This is a genomic window from Streptomyces sp. NPDC058697 (assembly GCF_042715345.1).
Classification (GTDB): Bacteria; Actinomycetota; Actinomycetes; order Streptomycetales; family Streptomycetaceae; genus Streptomyces; species Streptomyces liliifuscus.
Genome location: NZ_JBHXSU010000001.1, coordinates 845697 through 867141, shown reverse-complemented (window position 1 = coordinate 867141; position 21445 = coordinate 845697). Strand labels below are relative to the sequence as shown.

General features: G+C 70.1%; 18 protein-coding genes. 7 read left to right on the top strand and 11 right to left on the bottom strand.

The genetic code is table 11. The annotated features are described in order from the left end of the window. Positions 1-151 precede the first annotated feature (151 nt). From ACFWXQ_RS03700 to ACFWXQ_RS03680, 5 genes are all read left to right on the top strand, one after another. On the top strand, positions 152-1933 hold the full coding sequence (locus ACFWXQ_RS03700) for an FAD-dependent monooxygenase (RefSeq protein ID WP_383950735.1): 1782 nt from the start codon (positions 152-154) through the stop codon (positions 1931-1933). Between the two features lie 208 nt (positions 1934-2141). Continuing rightward, positions 2142-3017: an intradiol ring-cleavage dioxygenase gene (locus ACFWXQ_RS03695; RefSeq protein ID WP_383950733.1), complete on the top strand. Its 876-nt coding sequence runs from the start codon at positions 2142-2144 to the stop codon at positions 3015-3017. 23 nt (positions 3018-3040) lie between these two features. After that, a complete protein-coding gene (locus tag ACFWXQ_RS03690; protein ID WP_383950749.1) occupies positions 3041-4075 on the top strand; it encodes a maleylacetate reductase in 1035 nt (344 codons plus the stop codon). Between the two features lie 131 nt (positions 4076-4206). Then, positions 4207-5463 (top strand): glucarate dehydratase family protein, encoded by a 1257-nt coding sequence (locus tag ACFWXQ_RS03685; protein ID WP_383950730.1) that lies wholly within the window; start codon positions 4207-4209, stop codon positions 5461-5463. 115 nt (positions 5464-5578) lie between these two features. Then, a complete protein-coding gene (locus ACFWXQ_RS03680) occupies positions 5579-7051 on the top strand; it encodes a beta-1,6-galactanase (protein WP_383950727.1) in 1473 nt (490 codons plus the stop codon). On the opposite strand, the gene ACFWXQ_RS03675 is transcribed toward ACFWXQ_RS03680, so the two are convergent. The 7 genes from ACFWXQ_RS03675 to ACFWXQ_RS03645 form a co-directional block, all read right to left on the bottom strand. Next, complete coding sequence (locus ACFWXQ_RS03675; protein ID WP_383950724.1) at positions 7041-9170, bottom strand: PQQ-dependent sugar dehydrogenase; 2130 nt, start codon at positions 9168-9170, stop codon at positions 7041-7043. The genes ACFWXQ_RS03680 and ACFWXQ_RS03675 overlap by 11 nt on opposite strands. Positions 9171-9175: 5 nt before the next feature. Beyond that, on the bottom strand, positions 9176-10153 hold the full coding sequence (locus tag ACFWXQ_RS03670) for a hypothetical protein (RefSeq protein WP_383950722.1): 978 nt from the start codon (positions 10151-10153) through the stop codon (positions 9176-9178). Between the two features lie 89 nt (positions 10154-10242). Further along, a complete protein-coding gene (locus ACFWXQ_RS03665; protein ID WP_383950718.1) occupies positions 10243-11010 on the bottom strand; it encodes an ABC transporter ATP-binding protein in 768 nt (255 codons plus the stop codon). After that, positions 11000-11749, bottom strand: coding sequence for an ABC transporter ATP-binding protein (locus ACFWXQ_RS03660; RefSeq protein WP_383950715.1), 750 nt, complete (start codon positions 11747-11749; stop codon positions 11000-11002). Before ACFWXQ_RS03660 ends, ACFWXQ_RS03665 begins: the two co-directional genes overlap by 11 nt. Beyond that, positions 11746-12849 (bottom strand): branched-chain amino acid ABC transporter permease, encoded by a 1104-nt coding sequence (locus ACFWXQ_RS03655; RefSeq protein ID WP_383950712.1) that lies wholly within the window; start codon positions 12847-12849, stop codon positions 11746-11748. Before ACFWXQ_RS03655 ends, ACFWXQ_RS03660 begins: the two co-directional genes overlap by 4 nt. After that, positions 12833-13720, bottom strand: coding sequence for a branched-chain amino acid ABC transporter permease (locus ACFWXQ_RS03650; RefSeq protein ID WP_383950710.1), 888 nt, complete (start codon positions 13718-13720; stop codon positions 12833-12835). Before ACFWXQ_RS03650 ends, ACFWXQ_RS03655 begins: the two co-directional genes overlap by 17 nt. Before the next feature lie 4 nt (positions 13721-13724). Further along, positions 13725-14951, bottom strand: a complete 1227-nt coding sequence (locus ACFWXQ_RS03645) for an amino acid ABC transporter substrate-binding protein (RefSeq protein ID WP_383950707.1) — start codon at positions 14949-14951, stop codon at positions 13725-13727. Between the two features lie 148 nt (positions 14952-15099). Between ACFWXQ_RS03645 and ACFWXQ_RS03640 the strand changes: the two genes are divergently transcribed. Together ACFWXQ_RS03640 and ACFWXQ_RS03635 are read left to right on the top strand one after the other, a co-directional pair. Next, a complete protein-coding gene (locus tag ACFWXQ_RS03640; protein WP_386267419.1) occupies positions 15100-16134 on the top strand; it encodes a LacI family DNA-binding transcriptional regulator in 1035 nt (344 codons plus the stop codon). A gap of 204 nt (positions 16135-16338) precedes the next feature. After that, positions 16339-17253 (top strand): YceI family protein, encoded by a 915-nt coding sequence (locus ACFWXQ_RS03635; protein WP_383944337.1) that lies wholly within the window; start codon positions 16339-16341, stop codon positions 17251-17253. Between the two features lie 19 nt (positions 17254-17272). Here the strand turns inward: ACFWXQ_RS03635 and ACFWXQ_RS03630 are convergent, their stop codons facing one another. The 4 genes from ACFWXQ_RS03630 to ACFWXQ_RS03615 all read right to left on the bottom strand — a co-directional run bounded on the left by ACFWXQ_RS03630 (position 17273) and on the right by ACFWXQ_RS03615 (position 21358). Beyond that, complete coding sequence (locus tag ACFWXQ_RS03630) at positions 17273-17809, bottom strand: hypothetical protein (RefSeq protein WP_383944340.1); 537 nt, start codon at positions 17807-17809, stop codon at positions 17273-17275. 74 nt (positions 17810-17883) lie between these two features. Then, a complete protein-coding gene (locus tag ACFWXQ_RS03625; RefSeq protein WP_383944342.1) occupies positions 17884-18789 on the bottom strand; it encodes an amidohydrolase family protein in 906 nt (301 codons plus the stop codon). Then, the gene (gene hutH / locus ACFWXQ_RS03620) at positions 18786-20351 is read right to left on the bottom strand and encodes a histidine ammonia-lyase (protein ID WP_383944344.1); all 1566 of its coding nucleotides are present in this window, start codon (positions 20349-20351) and stop codon (positions 18786-18788) included. The genes ACFWXQ_RS03625 and hutH overlap by 4 nt, the downstream gene beginning before the upstream one ends. Beyond that, complete coding sequence (locus ACFWXQ_RS03615; protein ID WP_383944347.1) at positions 20348-21358, bottom strand: ornithine cyclodeaminase family protein; 1011 nt, start codon at positions 21356-21358, stop codon at positions 20348-20350. Before ACFWXQ_RS03615 ends, hutH begins: the two co-directional genes overlap by 4 nt. Between the last annotated feature and the right edge of the window lie 87 nt (positions 21359-21445).

The following is a 21445-nucleotide window of genomic DNA, read 5'->3' as shown; positions in this document are numbered from 1 at the left end:
GGGCATGGTTGAACAGGTAACAAAGGGGCGCCCCCGCTGTGTTCCGCGCCTGTGCCGATGTCCCGTTGGGCCCGCGCCGATGTCCCGTAAACCCGTGTCGGTGTCTCGTAATGAGACACCCGCGTTCCCGCGCTTCGCACCACGATCATGAATGGTTGGTGCTGTTCTCATCCTCTGGAGCGTGCCCGTGCACACCGTCGAGCCCGTAGTCGAGACCGACGTACTCATCGTGGGCAGCGGCCCCGCGGGCGCCTCGGCCGCCCTGGCCCTGAGCACCTACGGCGTGCCCAACATCGTGGTCACCCGCTACGCGAGCCTCGCCGACACACCCCGCGCCCACATCACCAACCAGCGCACGATGGAGGTCCTGCGCGACCTCGGCGTCGAGCAGGACGTCGTCGCGCGGGCCACGCCCCAGCACCTGATGGGCAACACCACCTTCTGCACCAGCCTGGCCGGCGAGGAACTGGGCCGCGTCCGGTCCTGGGGCAACGACCCCCTCGTACAGGCCGCGCACGACCTCGCCAGCCCCACCCGTATGTGCGACATGCCCCAGCACCTCATGGAGCCGGTGCTCGTCGACGCCGCCGTCGCCCGTGGCACCCATCTGCGCTTCAGAACGGTCTACAAGTCGTTCGTCCAGGACGCCGACGGAGTCACGGTCACCGTCGAGGACCGGCTGCGCGGCGACGAATACACCATCCGCGCCAAGTACCTGATCGGCGCCGACGGGGGCCGGTCGAAGGTCGCCGAGGACGCCGGGCTGCCGATGGGCGGCCAGATGGGCGTGGCCGGCAGCATCAACATCGTCTTCGACGCGGACCTGAGCAAGTACACCGCGCACCGGCCGTCCACGCTCTACTGGGTGCTCGCCCCGGGCGCCACCGTCGGCGGCATCGGCGCGGGCCTCGTCCGCAACGTCCGCCCCTGGAGCGAGTGGATGATCGTCTGGGGCTACGACGTGACGGCGGGCGCCCCGGACCTCACCACCGAGTACGCGGAGTCCATCGTCCGCAGACTCGTCGGCGACGACGAGATCCCCGTGACCATCAAGTCCTCCTCGGCGTGGACGGTCAACGAGATGTACGCCGAGTCGTACTCGAACGGCCGCGTCTTCTGCGCGGGTGACGCCACGCACCGCCATCCGCCGTCCAACGGCCTCGGCTCCAACACCTCCATCCAGGACGCGTACAACCTGGCGTGGAAGCTCAAGCTCGTCCTCGACGGCACGGCCTCGCCCAAGCTCCTCGACACGTACACCGCCGAGCGCGCCCCGGTCGGCAGGCAGATCGTCACCCGCGCCAACAAGTCCATCGGCGAGACCGCACCGATCTTCGAGGCGCTCGACGGTCTCTCCCCGCAGAGCCCCGAGCAGCTGTGGGCCAACATCGCCGCCCGCAAGGACGCCACCGAGGCCGCGGAGAAGCAGCGCGCCCGCCTCCGCGAGGCGATCGCCTTCAAGGTGTACGAATTCAACGCGCACGGCGTCGATCTCAACCAGCGGTACGTGTCGGACGCGGTCGTCCCCGACGGTACGGAGGATCCCGGGTTCGAGCGGGACCCCGAGCTGTACCACCAGCCGTCCTCGCGGCCCGGTGCGAAGTTGCCCCATGCGTGGATCACGGACGGGACCCGGACCCTGTCCACGCTCGATGCCGCGGGGCAGGGGCGCTTCACGCTGTTCACCGGTATCGGCGGTGACTGCTGGGTGCGGGCCGCCGAGGCCGTCGGCCTCGACATCGCCACCGTCGTCATCGGGCCCGGGCAGCAGTACGAGGATCCGTACGGTGACTGGGCGCGGCTGAGCGAGGTCTCCGACTCGGGTGTGCTGCTGGTGCGGCCCGACGGGTATGTGGCGTTTCGGTACGCGACGGGTGTTCGCGATGCGGGGGAGTTGTTGGGGGGTGCGGTGGGGCTGATTCTCGGGCGGTAGCCGGTAGCTCCGCTGGTTGTGCGGGTGGGTTTCGGGGTGCCTTGGGTTGTCGTGTTTGTGCGGGGTGTGTGTGGCTGGGCGCGCAGTTCCCCGCGCCCCTGAGGTGTGAATGGCTTGCGTCGCTCACCGGGCGAGGCAGGTTGTGCGGGACAGTGATCGTCGGGAAGCAGGACACGATGAATCGGGACACGGTGAATCAGGAGTCGTCATGACCATCGATGCCAGCGGGACCGCGGTCACCGAGGAGGCCGTTGGGAGTCTTGGTGCGGGTACCGATCCGCGGCTGCGGGAGTTGCTCACCGGTCTGATCCGGCACCTTCACGACTTCGCGCGGGAGACGCGGCTCACCCAGGAGGAGTGGGAGCGGGCGATCGGGTTCCTGACGGCGACCGGGCAGACGTGCACCGACACCCGGCAGGAGTTCATTCTGCTGTCGGACGTGCTCGGGCTGTCGATGCTGGTCGAGACCCTGAACGCCGACCGTGGCCCCGGGGCCACCGAGTCGACGGTCCTCGGACCCTTCCACATGACCGAGTCCCCGGTCCGTGAACTCGGCGCGGACATCGACCTGGTGGGCAGCGGCGAACCGTGCGTGGTGAGCGGCCGGGTGCTCTCCCAGGACGGCACCCCGCTGCCCGGCGCGGTCCTCGACGTCTGGCAGGCCGACGCCGACGGCTTCTACGACGTGCAGCAGCCGGACCTCCAGCCGCCGGGCAACGGCCGCGGCCTGTTCACGGCGGACGAGACGGGCCGCTTCTGGTTCCGCACCTGTGTACCGAGCCCGTACCCCATCCCCACCGACGGTCCGGTCGGCGACCTGCTCCGCGCCACCGGCCGGCACCCCTACCGCCCCGCCCACATCCACTTCATCGCGACCGCCGAGGGCCACGCCCCCGTCACCACACACATCTTCGTGGCGGGCAGCGACTACCTCGACTCGGACGCGGTCTTCGCGGTGAAGAGCAGTCTGGTCGAGGACTTCGCGGAGACCGACGATCCTTCCCTGGCACGGGAGTTCGGCATCCCGAACCCGTTCCGGCACGCGCGGTTCGATCTCGTACTGACTCCTGGGGCGAAAGCGTGAACTTCTCGTACGAGGCCCAGCCCATGCGGGTCGTCTTCCGGCCCGGCGCCTCGGTGAGCGCGACGGCGGAGGAGGTCCAACGGCTCGGTCTGCGGCGGGTGTTGGTGGTGTCCGGTGCGCGTGGCGCGGACACCGCTCGGGCCGTCGCCGACTCGCTGGGCGAGCTGTGCGCGGGACTGCACGCCGAAGCCCGGATGCACGTCCCGGCGGAGGTCGCCGACCGTGCCGTCGAGGTGGCTCGCGCTGCCGGTGCCGACGGTTGTGTCGCCGTGGGGGGCGGTTCGTCGATCGGCCTGGGCAAGGCGATCGCGCTGCGCACGGGGCTGCCCTTGATCGCCGTGCCCTCCACGTACTCCGGTTCCGAGATGACCCCCGTCTGGGGCCTCACCGAGCACGGCGCGAAGCGCACCGGGCGCGATCCGTCGGTCCTCCCGCGCAGCGTGGTGTACGACCCCGAGCTCACCCTCTCCATGCCCGTGCCCCTGTCCGTCACGAGCGGTGTCAACGCCGTCGCGCACGCGGTCGAGGCGCTGTACGCCCCCGACACCTCGCCCCTCGTCTCCCTGATGGCCGAGGAGGGCGTACGGGCGATGAACTCGGCCCTTCCGGAGATCGCCGCCGAGCCTGGGTCCCTGGAGGCCCGCGGGCGCGCCCTCTACGGGGCCTGGCTCTGCGGTTCCTGCCTGGGCGCGACCACCATGGGTCTGCACCACAAGCTCTGCCATGTGCTGGGCGGCACGTTCGGCCTGCCGCACGCGGAGACGCACACGGTGGTTCTCCCGTACGCCCTCGCGTACAACGCGCCCGCCGCTCCCGAGGCGATCAGGGCCCTCGAACGCGCCCTCGGCACAGATGACGCCCCGCTCGCTCTGTGGACCCTGTCCGGACGTCTGGGCGCGCCGCGGTCCCTCGCTCAACTGGGTCTTGCCGAGGCAGACTTGGCGGTGGCGGCCGAGCAGGTCGCGGGCCAGGCGTACGCCAATCCGCGCGAGGTCACGCACGAGGGCGCACTCGCCGTGCTGAGGGCGGCGTTCGCCGGGGACGCCCCTCGCGCCTGACTCCCCATGTCTTGACATACACCTGAAACGATTCTTAGCTGGCTGCGCGCCATCCAGATTCGTGACGCAGGTTCATGGGTGTGAATGGGGTGTGTGAAGCTCATCGACCAGCGCCTGGAGGCAGTCCGCGCATGACCACCCCCGACAGTCGGATCCGTGAACTGATCGTCACGCCGATCGCCTTCCGTGACCCGCCGCTCCTCAACTCCAGCGGCGTGCACGAGCCGCTCGCGCTGCGGCTGATTCTCCAACTCGTCCTGGAGGACGGCACGGTGGGCCTCGGCGAGTCGACCGGCGGCGACATCCGCATCGAACGACTGGGGGCCGCGGCGCGGGCGGTCGTCGGCATGGACGTCTTCGACACCACAGCCGTCGCGGCCGCGATCGACTCCGTCCTGCTGCCGACCGTGCCCAGTTCCCACGAGCGCGGCTGGACCACCTCCGCCGTGGAGGTCGCCTGTCTGGACGCCCAGGGCAAGCTCCTCGGACGCTCGGTCAGCGACCTGCTGGGCGGCACGGTCCGCGATTCCGTGCCCTTCGCCGCGTACCTCTTCTACAAGTGGGCCGAACACCCGGCGCTCGACGGCAATCCGGCCGTCGGTGACGAGTGGGGCGAGGCGCTCGACCCGGCGGGCATCGTCGAGCAGGCCCGGCTGATGCAACAGCGGTACGGATTCACCTCGTTCAAGCTCAAGGGCGGTGTCTTCCCGCCCGACGAGGAGATCGCCGCGATGAGGGCGCTCGCCGAGGCATTCCCGGGGCAGCCGCTGCGGCTCGACCCCAACACGGCCTGGACGGTGGAGACTTCGCGGTACGTGGCCCGGGAGCTGGACGGCTGCCTGGAGTATTTGGAGGACCCCACCCCCACCATCCCCGGCATGGCCGAGGTTGCGAAGGCCTCACCCATGCCGCTGGCCACCAACATGTGCGTGGTCGCCTGGGAGCACATCAAGCCGGCCGTCGAGCTGGACGCCATCCAGGTCCTCCTCACCGACCACCACTACTGGGGCGGGCTGCGCCGCACCCGTGAACTCGCTGCCGTCTGCGAGGCGTTCGGCATCGGGCTGTCCATGCACTCCAACTCCCACCTCGGTATCAGCCTCGCCGCCATGACCCATGTGGCCGCCGCGATCCCGAACCTCGACACCTCCTGCGACACCCACTACCCGTGGAACTTCGCGGACGACGTCATCGTCCCCGGGGCGCTGGAAGTGCGGGACGGCGCGGTCGAGGTCCCCACGGGTCCCGGTCTCGGCGTCGAACTCGACCACGACGCACTGGAACGGCTCCACCGGGTCTATCTCGACTCGGGCATGAAGGGCCGCGACGACACCGGATACATGCGACGCGTCCACCCGGAGTACGAGCTCAAGCTCCCTCGGTGGTGACACCGGCGCGCCCAGAAAGTATCGAAAGAGAAAGCGCTGTCACGCGTCTCGACAACCGTTTGCCCCCGCCTCATTCTTCAACCAGGTTGTGGCATGAGCGCGACAGGAGACCTCCATGATGAAGCGCAGATCGCTGCTGGCGGCGGCGGGCGGCACGCTGCTGGGCAGTGCGCTGGCGACGGGCACCGCCCGCGCCGACGCGACCATCGGCGTCAACCCCGGTAGCACCTACGGGAGTTGGGAAGGCTGGGGCACCTCGCTCGCGTGGTGGGCCAACGTGTTCGGCGCACGGGACGACTTCGCCGACATCTTCTTCACCACCAAGTCCGTGGCGTACGGCGGCAGGACGCTGCCGGGCCTCGGTATGAACATCGCCCGCTACAACCTGGGCGCGTGCAGCCCCAACAGCGTGGGCGGCCAGTCCATGGTCGCCTCGCCCAACATCCCGGCCTTCAAGCAGATCGAGGGCTACTGGCAGGACTGGAACAACGAGGACCCCGCCTCCTCCGCCTGGGACTGGACGGCGGACGCCAACCAGCGTGCCGCCCTGGTGAAGGCCGTCCAACGAGGCGCGGTCACCGAGCTGTTCGCCAACTCGCCCATGTGGTGGATGTGCCTCAACCACAACCCGTCGGGCGCGTCAGGAGGGGGCAACAACCTCCAGTCCTGGAACTACCGCCAGCACGCCTCCCACCTGGCGGCCGTTGCCCTGCGCGCCAAGAACAACTGGGGCGTGAACTTCGCGACCGTAGACCCCTTCAACGAACCCTCGTCCTCCTGGTGGACCGCCACCGGCACCCAGGAGGGCTGTCACATGGACGCCGCCGTCCAGGCCGCCGTCCTCCCGTACATGCGCAGCGAACTCGACGCGCGAGGCCTGTCCGGCATCATGATCTCGGCCTCCGACGAGACGAGCTACGACCTGGCCCGTACGACCTGGAACTCCTTCGGAGCGTCGACGAAGGCCCTCGTCGGTCAGGTCAACGTGCACGGTTACCAGGGTTCGGGCGGCCGCCGCGACCTCCTCCACACGGACGTCGTGACGACCGCCGGCAAGAAGCTCTGGAACTCCGAGACCGGTGACAGCGACGGCACCGGGCTCACCCTGGCGAGCAACCTGTGCCTGGACTTCCGCTGGCTGCACCCGACCGCCTGGGTCTACTGGCAGGTGATGGACCCCTCCACCGGCTGGGCGATGATCGCGTACGACGCGAGCACCCTGCAGCCGACCACCGTGCAGACCAAGTACTACGTGATGGCTCAGTTCAGCCGCCACATCCGCCCTGGAATGACCATCCTCGACACGGGCGTCGGGTACGCGGTCGCCGCCCATGACGCGGCACAGAAGCGCCTCGTCATCGTGGCCGTCAACTCCGGTGCCGCGCAGACGCTCACCTTCGACCTGTCCCGCTTCACCACGGTCACGGGCGGCAGCGGCGGGCTCGTACGGCGCTGGAACACCCTCACCTCCGGCGGCGGCGACCTGTACACGGCACGCTCGGACACCTACCTCAACGGCAAGAGTCTGAGCGTGCCGTTCGCCGCCGCCTCGGTGCAGACCTTCGAGATCGACGGTGTCACCGTGTGAGGGCGGCCCCGCCCGTTCCCTTGACCTTCAGGTCGCGCATCCGCCCGGTGTTGTCGAACGAGCCGAAGCCCACCCGGCCGGAGGAGAGCGTGGTGTCGACGGCAGTCATCAGGGGCTGTTTCGAGCCGTCGAGGTAGACCGCGATCTCACCGGTGCCGGGGCAGTGGACCACCCGCACCTTGTGCCAGGCCGAGTCGGTGATGGCCGGTGGCGCGCCGGTGGTGCCGTTCCACTGGTCCTCCAGGCGCAGCCGGTCGGCGTCGTTCACGACGAAGATCCCGTTGTGCGGATAGATGGTGTTGTCGGTCGAGAGGTGCGCGTAATAGAACTTCGTGTCCGACTGGTGGCCGAACACGATGATCACGTCCCGGTTGGTGACCTCGACTGGCGTGTCGATTCGGACCCGCGCGTCGATCCGTACGGAGCCGAAGGCCGGGGGACCCGCGGTGAGCACGGCGTACTCGAACGGGCGGCGCGGGCCGGGGCGGGCCACTCCCGCCTCGGCGAGGATCGCCTCACGGCCCGGGAACTGCCACTTGGACGGCGTGACCGGGGCCCAGTTCCGCCCGGCCATGACGTTGGTGACCTTCGTGCCGTCGGTGTCGCAGGAGGCGAACTTCCGGGTGCCGGTCACCTTCCAGATCCTGCCGTTGGCCTTGGAGAGCAGATAGAGCCCGCCGTCGGCGTCCTGCCCGAAACGGAGGTCGACCCGGCTGTCCCCGGCGAGGTCCCGCAGCGTCACCCGGGCGCCGCTCTCGTCGTACAGCATCAGGTCGTACAGCTTGGCCAGGTCCGTGCCGCCCCGGCGCATGTCCTTGGTGTCGGCGTAGAGGAGGCGGCCGTCGACGAGGTCGCCGAAGACGTACTTGCCGTACAGCTCGGGCAGGTCGCGGTCGCGCAGGACGAAGCCGCCGACGATCGCCCGGCCGACGTCGGAGGTGCAGTTCCAGTTGGCGGGCGGGTCGTGGTCGTAGGCGGCGACGGGATACGTGTAGCCGTACTTCTCGTCGTCGGCGGGCAGCGGCTGGATCTTGGCGCAGGGGTCGGTGGCGGTCTTGTCGAAGACGAAGGCGCCCTCACGTTCGCTCCAGCCGAGGTTGTCGCCCGCCCTCACCTCGTAGACGGCCTCGATGGCGTGCTCACCGATGTGGCCGAGATACATACGATTGCGGCCGCCGGTGTCCCAGCTGAACCGGTGCGGGTCGCGCATGCCGTACGCGTAGATCTCGCCGAGCGCGCCGGGGGTGCCGACGAAGGGGTTGCGGGACGGGATGCCGTACTTGCCGTTGGCGCTGTTGGTGCCCCGCGGGTCGATGCGCAGGATCTTGCCGTGCGGCACGGTCAGGCTCTGCGGCTCGCTGTTCCTGGCGCCCTGGCCGCCGTCGCCGACGGCGAGGTAGAGCTGCCCGTAGTCCTTGTCGTGGGGCCGGGCGGTGGGGTTGAAGTCGATCTGCTGGATGCCGTGGACGCGGCCCGTGAAGCCGATGCGCAGGACCTCGCGGCGCGTGCCCTCGAAGGTGTCGGCCGAGGGGTCCTCGGCCCTCCACTCGGTGACGATGCCGTGGTACACCGTGTTCGACGCCTGCCGCATGTCGGGCACGGCGGTGGTGGCGGAGGCCAGTTCGGTGTGGACGGTGTAGAAACGGCCGTTCTTCTTGAAGCGCGGGTCGAACGTGACGAACCCGAAGCCCATGCCGAGACCCTGGCTGCCGAAGAAGGCGGGGGAGAAGGTGCCGGCGACGTCGAGATAGACGCGCGGGGTGCCGTTCTCGACGAGATACAGCTTGCCGTTGAGGTCGGGCACGGCCATCCGGCCCGAGCCGTCGGGCAGTTCGCTCAGATAGTTGATGCGGGCGTGCCGCCGCAGCCGCGGGTCGGTCACGGGACCGTCCGGCGGCTCGCTCTTCGGGAAGGCCGCGAACTCCTCGACGGTGAGTCCGATACCGGAGGTGGCGGGCCGCTCGGTGATCGGGTCGGTGATCGGTTCGGCCGCGTGGGCCGTGGCGCCGGGCAGGGCGACGAGGACGGAAAGCAGCAGTGCCAGAACGAGTAACGATGTCAGCAGGATGGGTCTGGGACGGGGCGCGAGTCTGGGTCTGGTGCCGGGGGATCCGGTCATGGCTGTCACTCCTCTGCGGCCTTGTGCGTGACCAGTCGGTACTGTGCTCGGACCAGCGCGGCGTCCACCGCGCGGTCGAGGAACATCAGGCTGTCCATACGGCAGTTGCAGGGATTGCCCTCCCGGGTGTTCTGCGGGAAGCTGCCGCCGATCTTGAGGCCTCGCGGGTCGGTGGCCGAGGTGCGGTGCGGGCCGGGGCCCGAGAGGTCCCAGGGGTCGCCGGGCACGGTGTAGAAGCCGTCCAGCGGCTTGCCGTTGCGGTAGAGCGCCATCTCACCGGTGTCGAAGTCGAAGGTCGCGGCGAGGAACACCCACTCGCCGGGCGGCAGCAGGGTCCGCCAGTCCTGGGAGGCCGCGAACGTCTGGGAGGCGGCCCCGTCGATCCGCCGGCCGAGGGCGACCAGCCGGAGTTCGCCGTTGACGTTGATGAGTTCCAGGAGGGCGCGTACGCCATGTCCGTCGGAGTCGCCGGACAGTACCCCGGCAAGACCGATCGCGCCGTAAAGGTCGTCGGGGGAGGCCGTGTTGGAGTTGGGGCTCGGGTTCTGCCCGGTCATCTTGAACCACCCCATCACGGTGGTCCCGCGCACCGCGTTGAAGGCGTTCAGCGTCGGCACGCCGGACGCGGAGTACACGCCCGCCTTCCAGTCGTCGTTGCCCGCCGCGTCCGGATTGACCTGCCGGACCTGCAGCGAGGTCCGGCTGCCGCGGTGCGCGCCGTCCGGTGTCCGCATCCGGGCGCCACCGCCCACCAGGTCGATGTCGGTGCCGGAGAAACCCCGGTCGCGTTCCCGGGCCGGATTGCCGCGTACCGGATGCTCGAAGTCGTAGTAGGCGGCGAGGTCGGGTCTGAGCCCCGGATGCACGGCAGTTGGCCGCAGACCGTCGTCGCGTGCCCCGGCCGGTGGCGCCGCCGCCAGGGCCGTGAGGGCTGTCAGGAGAGCGGCGAGGGCCACTCCCGCGTACCGTCTGCGTCTGACCATGTCGCTCGCTCCTTTGCGAGGCGTGTCATGACATCGATGTCCTTGCCTGTCATCGCTTTCCCGTAGGGGGCACCGCTTTCTCCGGCTGGTCACCGCTTGGGTGCGGCCGGTGGCTGTGCCGGCCTGCCTCCGAGGTAGAGCTCGCCCAGTTGCGGATCGGCCAGCAACTCCCGTGCCGGGCCCGAGATATGGACCCGTCCGAGGTCGAGTACGCAGCCGATGTCGGCGGTCTCCAGCGCGCGGCGGGCGTTCTGCTCGACCAGCAGCACGGCCGTGCCCGCCTCCCGCATCCGCACGATCTGCTCGAAGACCACGCCCGTCGTCTTCGGGTCGAGCCCCATGGACGGCTCGTCGAGCAGCACCACCCGGGGCCTGACCATCAGCGAGCGGGCGAACTCCACCTGTTTCTGCTGGCCGCCGGAGAGCAGCCCGGCCAGGCTCGTCCAGCGTTCGGCGACGAGCGGGAAGAGATTGCGTACGAAGTCGGCGCGCTCGGCGACGACCGCCTTGTCCTTGATGGTGTAGCCGCCGAGCAGGACGTTCTCGGCGACCGTCATCTCCCGGAAGACGCTGTGTCCTTGGAGGACATGGGCGACTCCGGCGGCGAGCAGTTGCTGCGGTCCGCGGCCGGTGACGTCCACGCCGTCGACCAGGATCCGGCCGGAGCGCGGCGCGAGCAGCCCGCTGGCCACCTTCAGCACGGTGGACTTGCCCGCGCCGTTCGGGCCGACCAGGCACACCACGGCCCCGGCCGGCACCTGGACCGTAAGACCGCGCAGCACCAGGGCCGCCCGTCCGTAACCGGCGCGGATGTCGTCGAGTTCGAGCAGGAATCCGGAGTCGGGGTCAGACGCCAAGGTAGGCCTCCAGGACTCGTTCGTCGGACTGGATCACCGAGGGCGGGCCCTCCGCGATCGGCCGCCCGCGGTCGAAGACCACGACGTGGTCGCTGAGGGACATGACCAGGTCCATGTTGTGCTCGACGATCAGGAAGGTCCGGCCCTCGGCGTTGAGTTCGCGCACCAGGTCGCAGATGCGGTCGATCAGCGCCGGGTTGACCCCGCCCGCCGGTTCGTCGAGCAGGATCAGCTCGGGCTCGCTCATCAGGACGCCCGCGAGCTCCAGCAGCTTCTGCTGCCCCCAGGACAGGTTCCGCGCCTCCGCCGTCTCCAGGTGGTCGATGCCCATGCGGGTCAGCCAGTACCGGGCCCGTTCCGTCTCCTCCCGCTTGCGGGCACCGGCGAGTTGGGCCAGCAGGTTCGGCGGGCGTACGGCGACGAGCAGGTTGTCCAGGACCGTCATCCGGGGGAAGACACGGCAGAGCTGGAAGGAGCGGCCGATCCCCGCCCGGGCGATGCGGTGGGGCGGCCTGGCGGTGATGTCCCGGCCCCGGTACGTCGTGCGGCCCGCGTCGGGACGGATCATGCCGGTGACGCAGTTGAAGAACGTGGTCTTGCCGGAGCCGTTCGGTCCGATCAGGGCGTTGACCTTCCCGTGCTGGAAGGACACGGTGGCGCCGTCCAGGGCGGCAACCCCGCCGAAGGTCTTGGTGAGTCCGACGGTCGCCAGGCTCTGCTCACCCTCGTGCGCGCTCACTGCCTCACCTCTCTCTTCCCGTCGGGTCTTTTCCCGTCCGGCCGGTGGTCCGGCCGGACGTCCGCCTCGCGCTCGTCGCGCAGTTCGGCTGCGGTGACCTCGCGGATCGACGTCTCGCCGGTCCCGAGGACTCGTGCGACCAGTCCGGTGACCGCCGGGATGACCCCGTCCGGCATGAACATCACGACGACGCCCAGTAGCAGGCCCGCGAAGACCAGGTGCAGCGGGGTGTCCCCGTACTCGAGCTTGGAGTACTCAAGCCCGTACCCGACGATCACCGCCCCGAGCAGCGGCCCGTACAGATGGCGTACGCCCCCGAGGAGCGCCATCAGGACCATGTAGGCCCCGCTCAGGATCGAGAACTGGAAGACGGGGTCGAGGTCGCCGAACCACAGTCCGTAGAGCCCGCCGGCCAGCGCGGTGAAAGTCGCCGAGACCACGAAGACGACGAGCTTGTACGTGTAGGTGGGGGTGCCCAGCGACTGTGCCTTGTCCTCGTCCTCGCGGATCGCCTTCAGTCCCATGCCGAACCGGGAGCGGTCGATGATCCACCAGGCCAGCAGCGCCAGCGCGAGCAGCCCGAGGAACAGGAAGTAGAAGATCTCGTGATGTTCGGAGCGCAACTTGCCCGGGAACGGCCGCGGGACCACCAGACCGCGGGAGCCGCCGGTGAAGGAGGCCCAGCTCTGGAAGACCAGCAGCATGATCAGCACCAGTGCGATCGAGACGATGACGAAGGACGCCCCGCGCACCCGCAGCGCGGCGTAGCCGACGGGTATCGCGAGCACGGCGACCAGGGCGGCCGCGACGAACAGCGCGACGAACGACGGCAGTTCGCCCTTGGTCACGAGCAGCCCGGTCGCGTACGCGCCGAGCCCGGCGAACGCGCCGTGCCCCAGGGAGATGTAGCCGGTGAAACCGCCGACGAAGTTCCAGGAGGTGGAGAGCACCGCGAAGTTGAGGATGGCGATGCCCACGGTCAGTTCGTACGGGCTGGGGGCCATGGACGGGAAGGACAGCGCGACGGCGATACCGGCGAGCAGTGCTCCCAGCCGCAGCAACCTGCCGGTGTGGCGCGGGCGTTCAGAATCTCTGGGCAAGCCGACCCCCGAAGAATCCCTGCGGCCGGACGGCCAAGGTGGCGAAGAGCGCGACATAGAAGACCGTCTGCGCCCAGGTCGTGCTGAGTTCCAGCTGCAACAGGCTCTGTGTCAGGCCGAGGGCCATGGCGGCGATCGCCGCGCCCGGCACGCTGCCGAGGCCGCCGACCACGATGATCGCCATCAGCGGACCGATCCAGTGCCAGTGCAGCGAGGGGTAGATGGTCGTGTCGAGCGAGAGTGCCGTGCCGCCGACCGCCGCCGTGGCGAGACCGAGCCCGAAGCCGTATCCGGCGATCCGGTCGGTGTCGATGCCGACCAGCGCGGCGGCCTCCCGGTGCTGGATCGTCGCCCGCAGTGCCTGGCCGAATCTGCTGTGCCTCATCAGGAGATACAGCCCGAGCAGGGCGGCGGCCGCCAGGCCGAACGCGATGAGTTTGACCACCGCGACGCGCGCGCCGAAGAACTCCAGGCTCTCGGAGGAGTAGCCGAGCCGGATCCGCCGCTGGGTGCCGGAGAAGGCGTACCCGAGGAGCCCCTCGATGACGAGGGCGACGGAGAAGGTCAGCAGCACGGACATCATGGTCAGCGTCGCCGGGCGCAGCCGGGTCAGGAGCAGCCGTTGCATGGCCACGCCCGCGACGAAGAACAGCGGCACGGTGACGAGCAGGGTGAGCAGCGGGTCGACGCCGGTCTCCCGGTGGGCGTACCAGGCGAGGTAGGCGGCGAGGATCAGGAACGCGGAGTGGGCGATCATCACGACGCGCATGACGCCGAAGTAGAGGGTCAGGCCGGCCGCCAGGAGGGCGTAGAGCCCTCCCAGCAGCACGCCGAGGACGATGCTCTGGAACACGAGGCTCGCGGAGGGCACAGGCTCACCACTTCGGCTTGGGGTGGACCAGATCGGCTTCCTTCTGTTCCTCGGGCAGGACGATCTGGATCTCGCCGTCCACCCACTGCTGGATCATGTGCGCGCTCTGCGGGCGCCCCTTGTCGTCCCACTTGAGGGGGCCGACGACGGTCTCCACCTCGTTGCCCCGCAGCCATTCCACGAGCTTCTGCTGGCACTCCTCGTCCTGGGAGGCGCACTCGGCGGCCTCGACGGCCGCGGCGACGACCTGCCCCGTGGTGTAGGCGTTGGCCTCGTCCTCCTCCGGGGCCTTGCCGAACTGCTCGGTGTACTTCTCGACGAACTCCTTGTTGCTCGGATAGTCCGCGTGCTGGGTGTAGCCCGTCGGCGCGAGGATGCCCTCGGTCTTGTTGCCGATGGCCTTGGCGAACTCCGGTTCGGTGGGGGCGGTGGAGAAGGCCGCCATCTTCGGCTGGTAGTCGAGCTGTTGGAGGGCGACGATCAGGTTCACCCCGTCCTGGTACTGCGAGCCGCCCACCACCATGTCGGCCTTGGAGGAGGCGATCTGCGCGGCGATCGAGCCGAAGTCGGTGGTGTTGGGCGGGTAGACCTCGTCGACGACGGTCTTGATCCCGCCCTTCTCCAGCTTGTCCTTCAGCCCGTACGCCGTTCCCTGGGCGAAGGGGTCGTCCATCGCGGCGTACGCCACGGACTTGGGACGCTCCGCCTCGGGCAGCGCCAGGATGTAGTCGGCGAGATGGTTGTAGTGGTCGTTGGCGACCGCCGGGGCCGCGTAGAAGAGGTTCTTGAAGCCCTGGCCGAAGACCTCCGGGGCCGCGCCGGCCGGCTCGACGAAGAGCAGACCGTACTCCTCCGCCACCCGGGCCGCCGGCACCACGAGCCGGGTGGAGAACGGGCCGAAGACCAGGTCGACCTGGTCCCTGCCGATCAGCTGCTCGTAGTCGGAGACCACCCGGTCGGCGTTCGACTGGTCGTCGAGGATCTTCAACTCGACCTTGCGGCCGAGCAGTCCGCCCTTGTCGTTGACGATCTTCGCCCATGCCTTGTAGCCGCGCTCCACACCCTTGCCGGGCTCCGAGAAGTCCCCGGTGAGCGGCAGTGAGACACCGATGGTGATGGGGTCGTCGGGTGAATCCTCCGAGCCGCTCCCCGAGCCGCAGCCGGCGGCAGTGAGTGCCGTGGCGGACGCGAGGGCGGCAACTCTCCATGAAAGGCGCTGTGTTGTGCTCATCGCTGGACTCCCCTGTCCGCAGGCACTCTCTTCGCCGTTCGAAAGCGCTTTCGTGAGCGCTTGCGTACTATGTAAGCCACGTCACATGAGTTGAGACAAGCGTCGTGCACGGACCGATTGACAAGGCCCTGTTCGGAGGCGGTGACGAATGCCAAGGCCCCGTTCACGACTGCGGCTCGCCGATGTGGCCGAGCGCGCCGGCGTTTCACTGGCCACGGCGTCCCGGGCGCTCGCCGGACGGGACGGGGTGCGCGAGGAGGTGGCCGAGCGGGTCCGCCGCATCTCGCGGGAGCTCGGCTATGTCGCCAATCCCCATGCGCGCACTCTTGCGGGCGGTACGGCGTCGACGGTGGGGCTGATCGTCCATCAGATCGACGACCCGTACTTCTCGGAGATCGCGGGCGGGGTCGTACAGGCGGCGGACGAACGCGATCTGATCGTCCAGATCTGCCACTCCGGCCGGAATCCGCAGAACGAACTGCGTCAGATCCGCCATCTGATCGCCCAGCGCGTCGGCGTCATCATCATCGCGGGCTCCGGATACGTCGATCCCCGGATGGAGGCCGAGTCCAGGGCCGAGCTGTCCGCCTTCCAGGACGCCGGCGGGCGGCTCACGGTGATCGGCCGTCACTTCCTCAACGCGGACGCCGTACGGCCGGACAACAAGGAGGGCGCCGAGACCGTCACTGATCATCTGCTGTCCCTCGGACACCGCCGGATCGCGGTGGCGGCGGGGGAGATGCTGCTGTCCACGGTCGCCGACCGGTTCGCGGGGGTGACGGCGGCACTCGCTGAGGCCGGCCTTCCCTCCGACGAACTGCCGGTGGCACAGGCCGAGTTCACGCGCGACGGCGGGCGTGACGCGGCCGAGCGGATCCTGGGCGACCACCCGGACACCACCGCGATCGTCGCCCTCAACGACGCCATGGCCATCGGTGTCCTCTCCGCGCTCCGCGCCCACGGCGTACCCGTCCCGCACCGGATGTCGGTCGCCGGATTCGACGACGTGTCGTTCGCGGCGGACCTCGCCCCCGGCCTCACCACCGTGCGGCTGCCCCTCGCCGACATGGGCCGCCAGGCCCTCTCGATGGCCCTCAGGCCGCCCGCCTCCCGGCCCCGCCGGAAATCCACCGGCCATGCGCTGGTGGTACGCGACTCCACGGGGCCCGCGCCCTCGCGGTGAGCCGGCGGGCGCGCACTGGCTCGATCGGGACGGCGCGCACTGTCTCGAATTGAGACACCCATGCCGTGGACGGCCGGATCATGATCATGAGTGGCTCACGTCCCGGTTCGCCGTGCCCGTGTCCGTGCGGCCCACGGGCCCAGGGGCACGTGGAAGGGCGTCGAGCCGTGGCAAGCAACCGAATTGAGAAGACAGGTGAACATCATGGCCCTCGGACTGCTTCGGCGTCGGCGTTCCAAGGGCGCCTCCGCCGCCGCGGCGGGCCTCGCGCTGCCCCTGCCGCCCGGCGCGGGCGCGGTCGGCTGCGAGGTCGCGGACCCCATGGGCCAGCCCATGGGCGGCGCCGACGTCACGGTCACGGCGCTCGACTCCCACCGCGTAGCGGCCCGCGGCACCACCGATCCGTACGGCTTCTTCATGGCCGTGCTGCCGCCCGGCGGCTACAGCATGATGGTCACGGCCGAGGGACTCTCCCCGGTCCGCGAGACCGTCGAGATCGTCGCCGGTGTCACCCTCCCCACGCTGTACGCCCGCCTGGAGCCGGCCCGTCAGCTCGACCTGCCGCCGGCCGGTACCTGGCTCTTCGACCCGCCCCACACGGCGATCCGCTTCATCGCCCAGCACGTCGGAATGGCCCATGTGCACGGGCGCTTCGAGCGTTTCGACGGCGGCATCCAGATCGCGCAGGACATCACCGAGTCCCGCGTCCATGTCCGTATCGACGCGTCGAGCATCACGACCGGCAACACGACCCGCGACAACCACCTGCGGTCGGGGGACTTCCTGGACGTCGAGCGGTTCCCGTTCATCGACTTCCACAGCACGCGGTTCGCGTACCGCGGCGGCAGCAAGTGGGTCCTGCAGGGCTCGCTGACGATGCACGGGGTGAGCCGCTCGGTGGCCCTGGACACGACCTACCTCGGCACGGTGAACGGCGGTTACGGCGAGGAGCTGCGCTGTGCGGCCCTGGCCAAGGCCGAACTGCACCGGGAGGACTACACGCTCAACTGGCGTTCCATGCTGGCGCGCGGCATCGCGGTGGTCGGTCCGACGATCCAGCTCGAACTGGACGTCCAGGCGATGTACCGCACGCACGACACGCCCACTCCGCCGGAGTAGCGGCCCTCTCCGAACCCGCTCACCGTCCCATCGAGTTGAGGGCGTCGAGCAGCCGGGGGCTCGCCGGGGAGCCCTCGTCGGGCGGCCCGGCCGTGCGGTGGAGTTCGCCGTCGACGATCTCGTAGTGCCCGATGGCCTCGATCGGCGGCGAGTAGACGTGGATGGTCACGGCTCCGGCGTCGTGGTCCATCCGATGGACGCCCGAACCCGGGAACGAGAACGACTCGCCGGGCCCGTACCGGCGGGCGCGCCGCGGGCCGCCCACCGGCAGCCCCTCCTGCCAGGCGGCGCCCTCGATCACGTGCACGCCGACGCAGGAGCCCTGGTGGTCGTGGTAGCCGGTGTCGCGCGACTCCCACCAAGTGTTCAGCCAGGCCTCGGAGTTGTCGTTCCGCCACAGCAGCAGATACGAGCCGGGGCCGGAGCGGTCGAGCGCGGCGGTGTCGACGAACGCCGCCGCCCGGCGGGCCCGGTCCGCGCACTCCTCGGGCCGGAACGGCCGGTCGGACGCGCCGAGTTCGGCGAGCGCGGTCGTGTCGATCGGGGTCGGGTTCATGGTCATCCCCCTTGTGCCGGTGGCGAGTTGGACGATGGTCACGGGTGGCCGCCGCGTGAGTCCGTCGGGTGCGGTCAGTCCTTTCCGGTGAGCAGACGGCGTGGATTGGTGATGCGGAAGGCGTACGCGGCGGCCCCGCCCAGACCGAAGCCGGGCTGCTGCGGCGGTTCCGCGTAGGGCCGGTCCGAGCCCATCACGACGACGTCGGTACCGAGGACGCGGACGACCGAGTCGACGGCACGCGGACCGTACGAGGACGTCTCGACGAACACGTCGGGATCGACCCCGCCGCGCCCCTCGTCCCCACCACGGGCGGCGAAGCGCTCCCCGTGCAGCGGGGCGAGCCCGGCCAGCAGCGCGAAGCACACCCGTAGCCGGGGATGACGAGGCCTGCCGAACGCCCGGAAGGCGAACCACGCGGAGTGCATCTGCTGCACGTACGGCACCATCGCGGGCCACCAGCCGGGCCCCGGGGAGGCACCGGGCGCCGGGCCGGGGTGGACGAACAGCGGGAGCCCGCGCGCTTCGAGCAGATCGAGCAGCGGGGCACAGCGCGCGTACCCGGCCGCGTCGGTCAGGGCGTTCGCCGGGAGCTGGAGCCCGGCGAACCCCAGGTCGAGGTGCGCGGCGGTCGCGTCGGCGTCGATGTCCCGGACGCAGGCGGCGGCCCAGGCCCCGAACGGCTCGGGCAGGCCGGCCGCGTCCTCGTGGTAGGCGGCGAGCAGCGGGCGGGCCTCGTCGGACGGCAGCCACTCCACGCCGAGCGGGGCGGACATCGAGACGAGCGCCCTGCCGAGCCCGTCGGCGGCGGCCAGTTCGGCACGCCCGGCGACGTCGTGGTCGGCGGACGGGACCTCGTAGGGCGGCTCCCCGGCGGTGTGCAGGGTCCAGCCGTCCAGGAACGGCGGCTCGTCACGCGCGCGCAGGGCCGCGAGGAACGAGGCGGTCCACAGATGCTGGTGTACGTCGACGTTGGTCACGAAGGTCCTTCCACCAAGGCGTGCAGAGCGCTTCGTACCTCGCCGGACCCCAGGACGTCCCGGCTCACCAGGTCCACGTCCACTCCGCAGGGCCGGTCGTCGTCCAGGCGCGGGACCAGTTCGCGGATCGCGCGGTGCAGGAGACCGGGTCCGCGTCCCACGGTCGCCGGGGCCGCCAGGTCCACGGCCTGCGCCGCGGCCAAGGCCTCGACGGCGAGCAGCTGCCGCAGCCTGACCAGCATCGTCGTCAGCCGTCGCGCCCCGAGTGCCGCGTTGGTCGAGTCGTCCTCGACCGCGTCCGCGCCGTGCCGGGGGTCGGTGCACACGGGCGCGGACAGGGCGCGGATCTCGGCGACGAGCGCCTGCGCGGTCTTGGCCAGCGGCGCGAAACCCGAACGCTCAGGACCGTACGGCGAGAGGTTCGCGGGCAGTCCGCTGACAGCGGGATTCAGCAGCCGCCGCATGCGCTCGGCCGATATCGCCGCGGTCTGCGTCAGCGCCAGCGCGACGGTGTCGAAGCCGAGAGCCAGGGCCGGGGTGTGGAAGTTGCCGGACGAGAGGATCTCCCCGGTGTCGGCCAGCACCACCGGGTTGTCGCCGCAGCCGTTGAGCTCCGGTTCCAGCGCGGCCCGGGCGAAGTCCAGGGCGGCGTGCAGCGCCCCGTGCACCTGGGCGGCGCAGCGCAGGCTCACGGGGTCCTGGACGCGCCGCGCGTGCCGGGGATCGGCCAGCTCGCCGCCGTCCAGCAGCGCGAGCAACTCGCCCGCCGCCCGGGCCTGACCGGGGGCCGGACGCAGGCCCAGTACGCGGCTGTCGAGCGGGCTCATGTTCGCCCGGAACCCCTCGAAGGTGAGGGCCGTGACCGCCTGGGCGAGGGTGAGGACGGCGGCCGCCTCGTGGAGGGCGAGGGCGCCGACACCGGCGGCCAGCGGGCTCGCGCTGCACAGCACATGCCCGTCCTTGGGCCCCAGTTCGGCGGGGGCCAGCCCCGCCCGCCGCAAGGCCACCGCACCGTCGAGCACCTCGCCGGACACCTCGGCGCGGCCCTCGCCGATGACGACCAGGCCGACATGGGCCATCTGGCACAGGTCGGAGGCGCCGATCGACCCCACCTCGGGGATCACCGGGTGCACCCCTGAGTTGAGCATCGAGACCAGCAGCGGCACGATCTCCGGCCGTACCCCGCTGCCGCCGCCCGCGATGCCGTTCACCCGGGCGAGCAGGGCGGCGCGTACGACGGGACCCGGCAGCGGATCGCCGACCGCGTTGGCCCGGCCCCGGACCGTGCGCACGCTGAACTCGCCGAGTTCGGCCCGCGGCAGCGCGTACGACGACCGGCTGCCGAGACCCGTCGTCAGGCCGTACGTCGGCACCTCGCGGTCGACCACGTCGTCGACGACCGCGCGATCGCGCTCCAGCCGGGGCAGGACCTCCTCGGCCAACGCGACGCGGGCGCCGCGGAGTGCGACGGCGGCGACGTCGTCGCAGGTGAGCGCGCGCCCGTCGAGGACAACGGCGTCAGCGGCGACTGCCGGGGTAGGAGCGGGAGGCGTACCGGTCATGAGAACCGCAGGTTCTGCCCGAGGCCACGCTCTGCGGCCTTCTTGAGCATGGCCGCGCCCAGCGCGATGTCGGACAACGAGAGGCCGCGATGCCAGAACAGGATGGTCTCGTCGTCGCGCTCACGGCCGGGCTTGTCACCGACGACGATCTCGCACAGCTCGCCGTACAGCGTCTCCTCGCTGAGCCGCCCCGACTCGACATGCGCGCGCAGGGCACCGAACGGCCCGGACCGGCACTGGCCCCAGTCGTCGACGACGACCTTGTCCATGATGTCGGTGAGGGAGAGTTCGACCGCGCTCATCGTTCCGTACGGTACGACAAGCGCCCCCGGCGCGATCCACTCCGTCTTCAGCAGGGGCTCGGGCCGCTCCAGCCGGGACGCCTCCACGACGATGTCCGCGCCCTCGACGCACGACTTCCAGTCGTCGGTGACGGTCACGGGCTTGCCGAGGTCGCGCTCCAGCCGCTCGGCGAAGGCCTCGCGGCTCTCCGGACGGCGCGAGTGGACACGTATCTCCTCGAAGTCGAAGATCCGGTCGAGCAGGCGGACGTTCCAATACGAGGTGGCGCGGGCGCCGATGTGACCGAGCACCTTGGAGCCGGGGCGGGCCAGCTGCCGTGCCCCGAGCGCGGTGAGCGCTCCGGTGCGCATCTCGGTGATGGCGGTGGCGTCGACCACGGCCACCGGCATGCCCGTACGCGGGTCGAAGAGGTTCAGCAGCGCCATCTCGGACGGCAGCCCGGCCTTGTAGTTGCCGACGTAGTCGCCCACAATCTTGACTCCGGCCAGCCCCAGTGGCGCGATATAGCCGCGCAGGACGTTGAAGTGGCCGTTGAACGAGGGATCGGGCGTGAGGTGGACCCGTGGTTCGATGACCGTTTCCCCGCGGCCCTGAGCACGCAGCCCCTGCTCGACGGCGTCGAGCACCTCGGTGTCGTCAAGTTCGAGCTGTTCGATGTCCGAGCCGTTCAGGAACGTGAACCAAACCGGGTCAAACGCCTGCATTTCGGGCGCCCTTTCACTTTCTTCGGACGAACGTAACGTGCCGTTTACAAAAGGGGATTGACTGTAATTCAGCCACACACAACTCTG

Bases quoted from the DNA above. Each gene is read 5' to 3' on its own strand.
- ACFWXQ_RS03700 (WP_383950735.1), top strand. From the start codon at position 152: ATGGTTGGTGCTGTTCTCATCCTCTGGAGCGTGCCCGTGCACACCGTC.
- ACFWXQ_RS03695 (WP_383950733.1), top strand. From the start codon at position 2,142: ATGACCATCGATGCCAGCGGGACCGCGGTCACCGAGGAGGCCGTTGGG.
- ACFWXQ_RS03690 (WP_383950749.1), top strand. From the start codon at position 3,041: ATGCGGGTCGTCTTCCGGCCCGGCGCCTCGGTGAGCGCGACGGCGGAG.
- ACFWXQ_RS03685 (WP_383950730.1), top strand. From the start codon at position 4,207: ATGACCACCCCCGACAGTCGGATCCGTGAACTGATCGTCACGCCGATC.
- ACFWXQ_RS03680 (WP_383950727.1), top strand. From the start codon at position 5,579: ATGATGAAGCGCAGATCGCTGCTGGCGGCGGCGGGCGGCACGCTGCTG.
- ACFWXQ_RS03675 (WP_383950724.1), bottom strand. From the start codon at position 9,170: ATGACCGGATCCCCCGGCACCAGACCCAGACTCGCGCCCCGTCCCAGA.
- ACFWXQ_RS03670 (WP_383950722.1), bottom strand. From the start codon at position 10,153: ATGGTCAGACGCAGACGGTACGCGGGAGTGGCCCTCGCCGCTCTCCTG.
- ACFWXQ_RS03645 (WP_383950707.1), bottom strand. From the start codon at position 14,951: ATGAGCACAACACAGCGCCTTTCATGGAGAGTTGCCGCCCTCGCGTCC.
- ACFWXQ_RS03640 (WP_386267419.1), top strand. From the start codon at position 15,100: ATGCCAAGGCCCCGTTCACGACTGCGGCTCGCCGATGTGGCCGAGCGC.
- ACFWXQ_RS03635 (WP_383944337.1), top strand. From the start codon at position 16,339: ATGGCCCTCGGACTGCTTCGGCGTCGGCGTTCCAAGGGCGCCTCCGCC.
- ACFWXQ_RS03630 (WP_383944340.1), bottom strand. From the start codon at position 17,809: ATGAACCCGACCCCGATCGACACGACCGCGCTCGCCGAACTCGGCGCG.
- hutH (WP_383944344.1), bottom strand. From the start codon at position 20,351: ATGACCGGTACGCCTCCCGCTCCTACCCCGGCAGTCGCCGCTGACGCC.
- ACFWXQ_RS03615 (WP_383944347.1), bottom strand. From the start codon at position 21,358: ATGCAGGCGTTTGACCCGGTTTGGTTCACGTTCCTGAACGGCTCGGAC.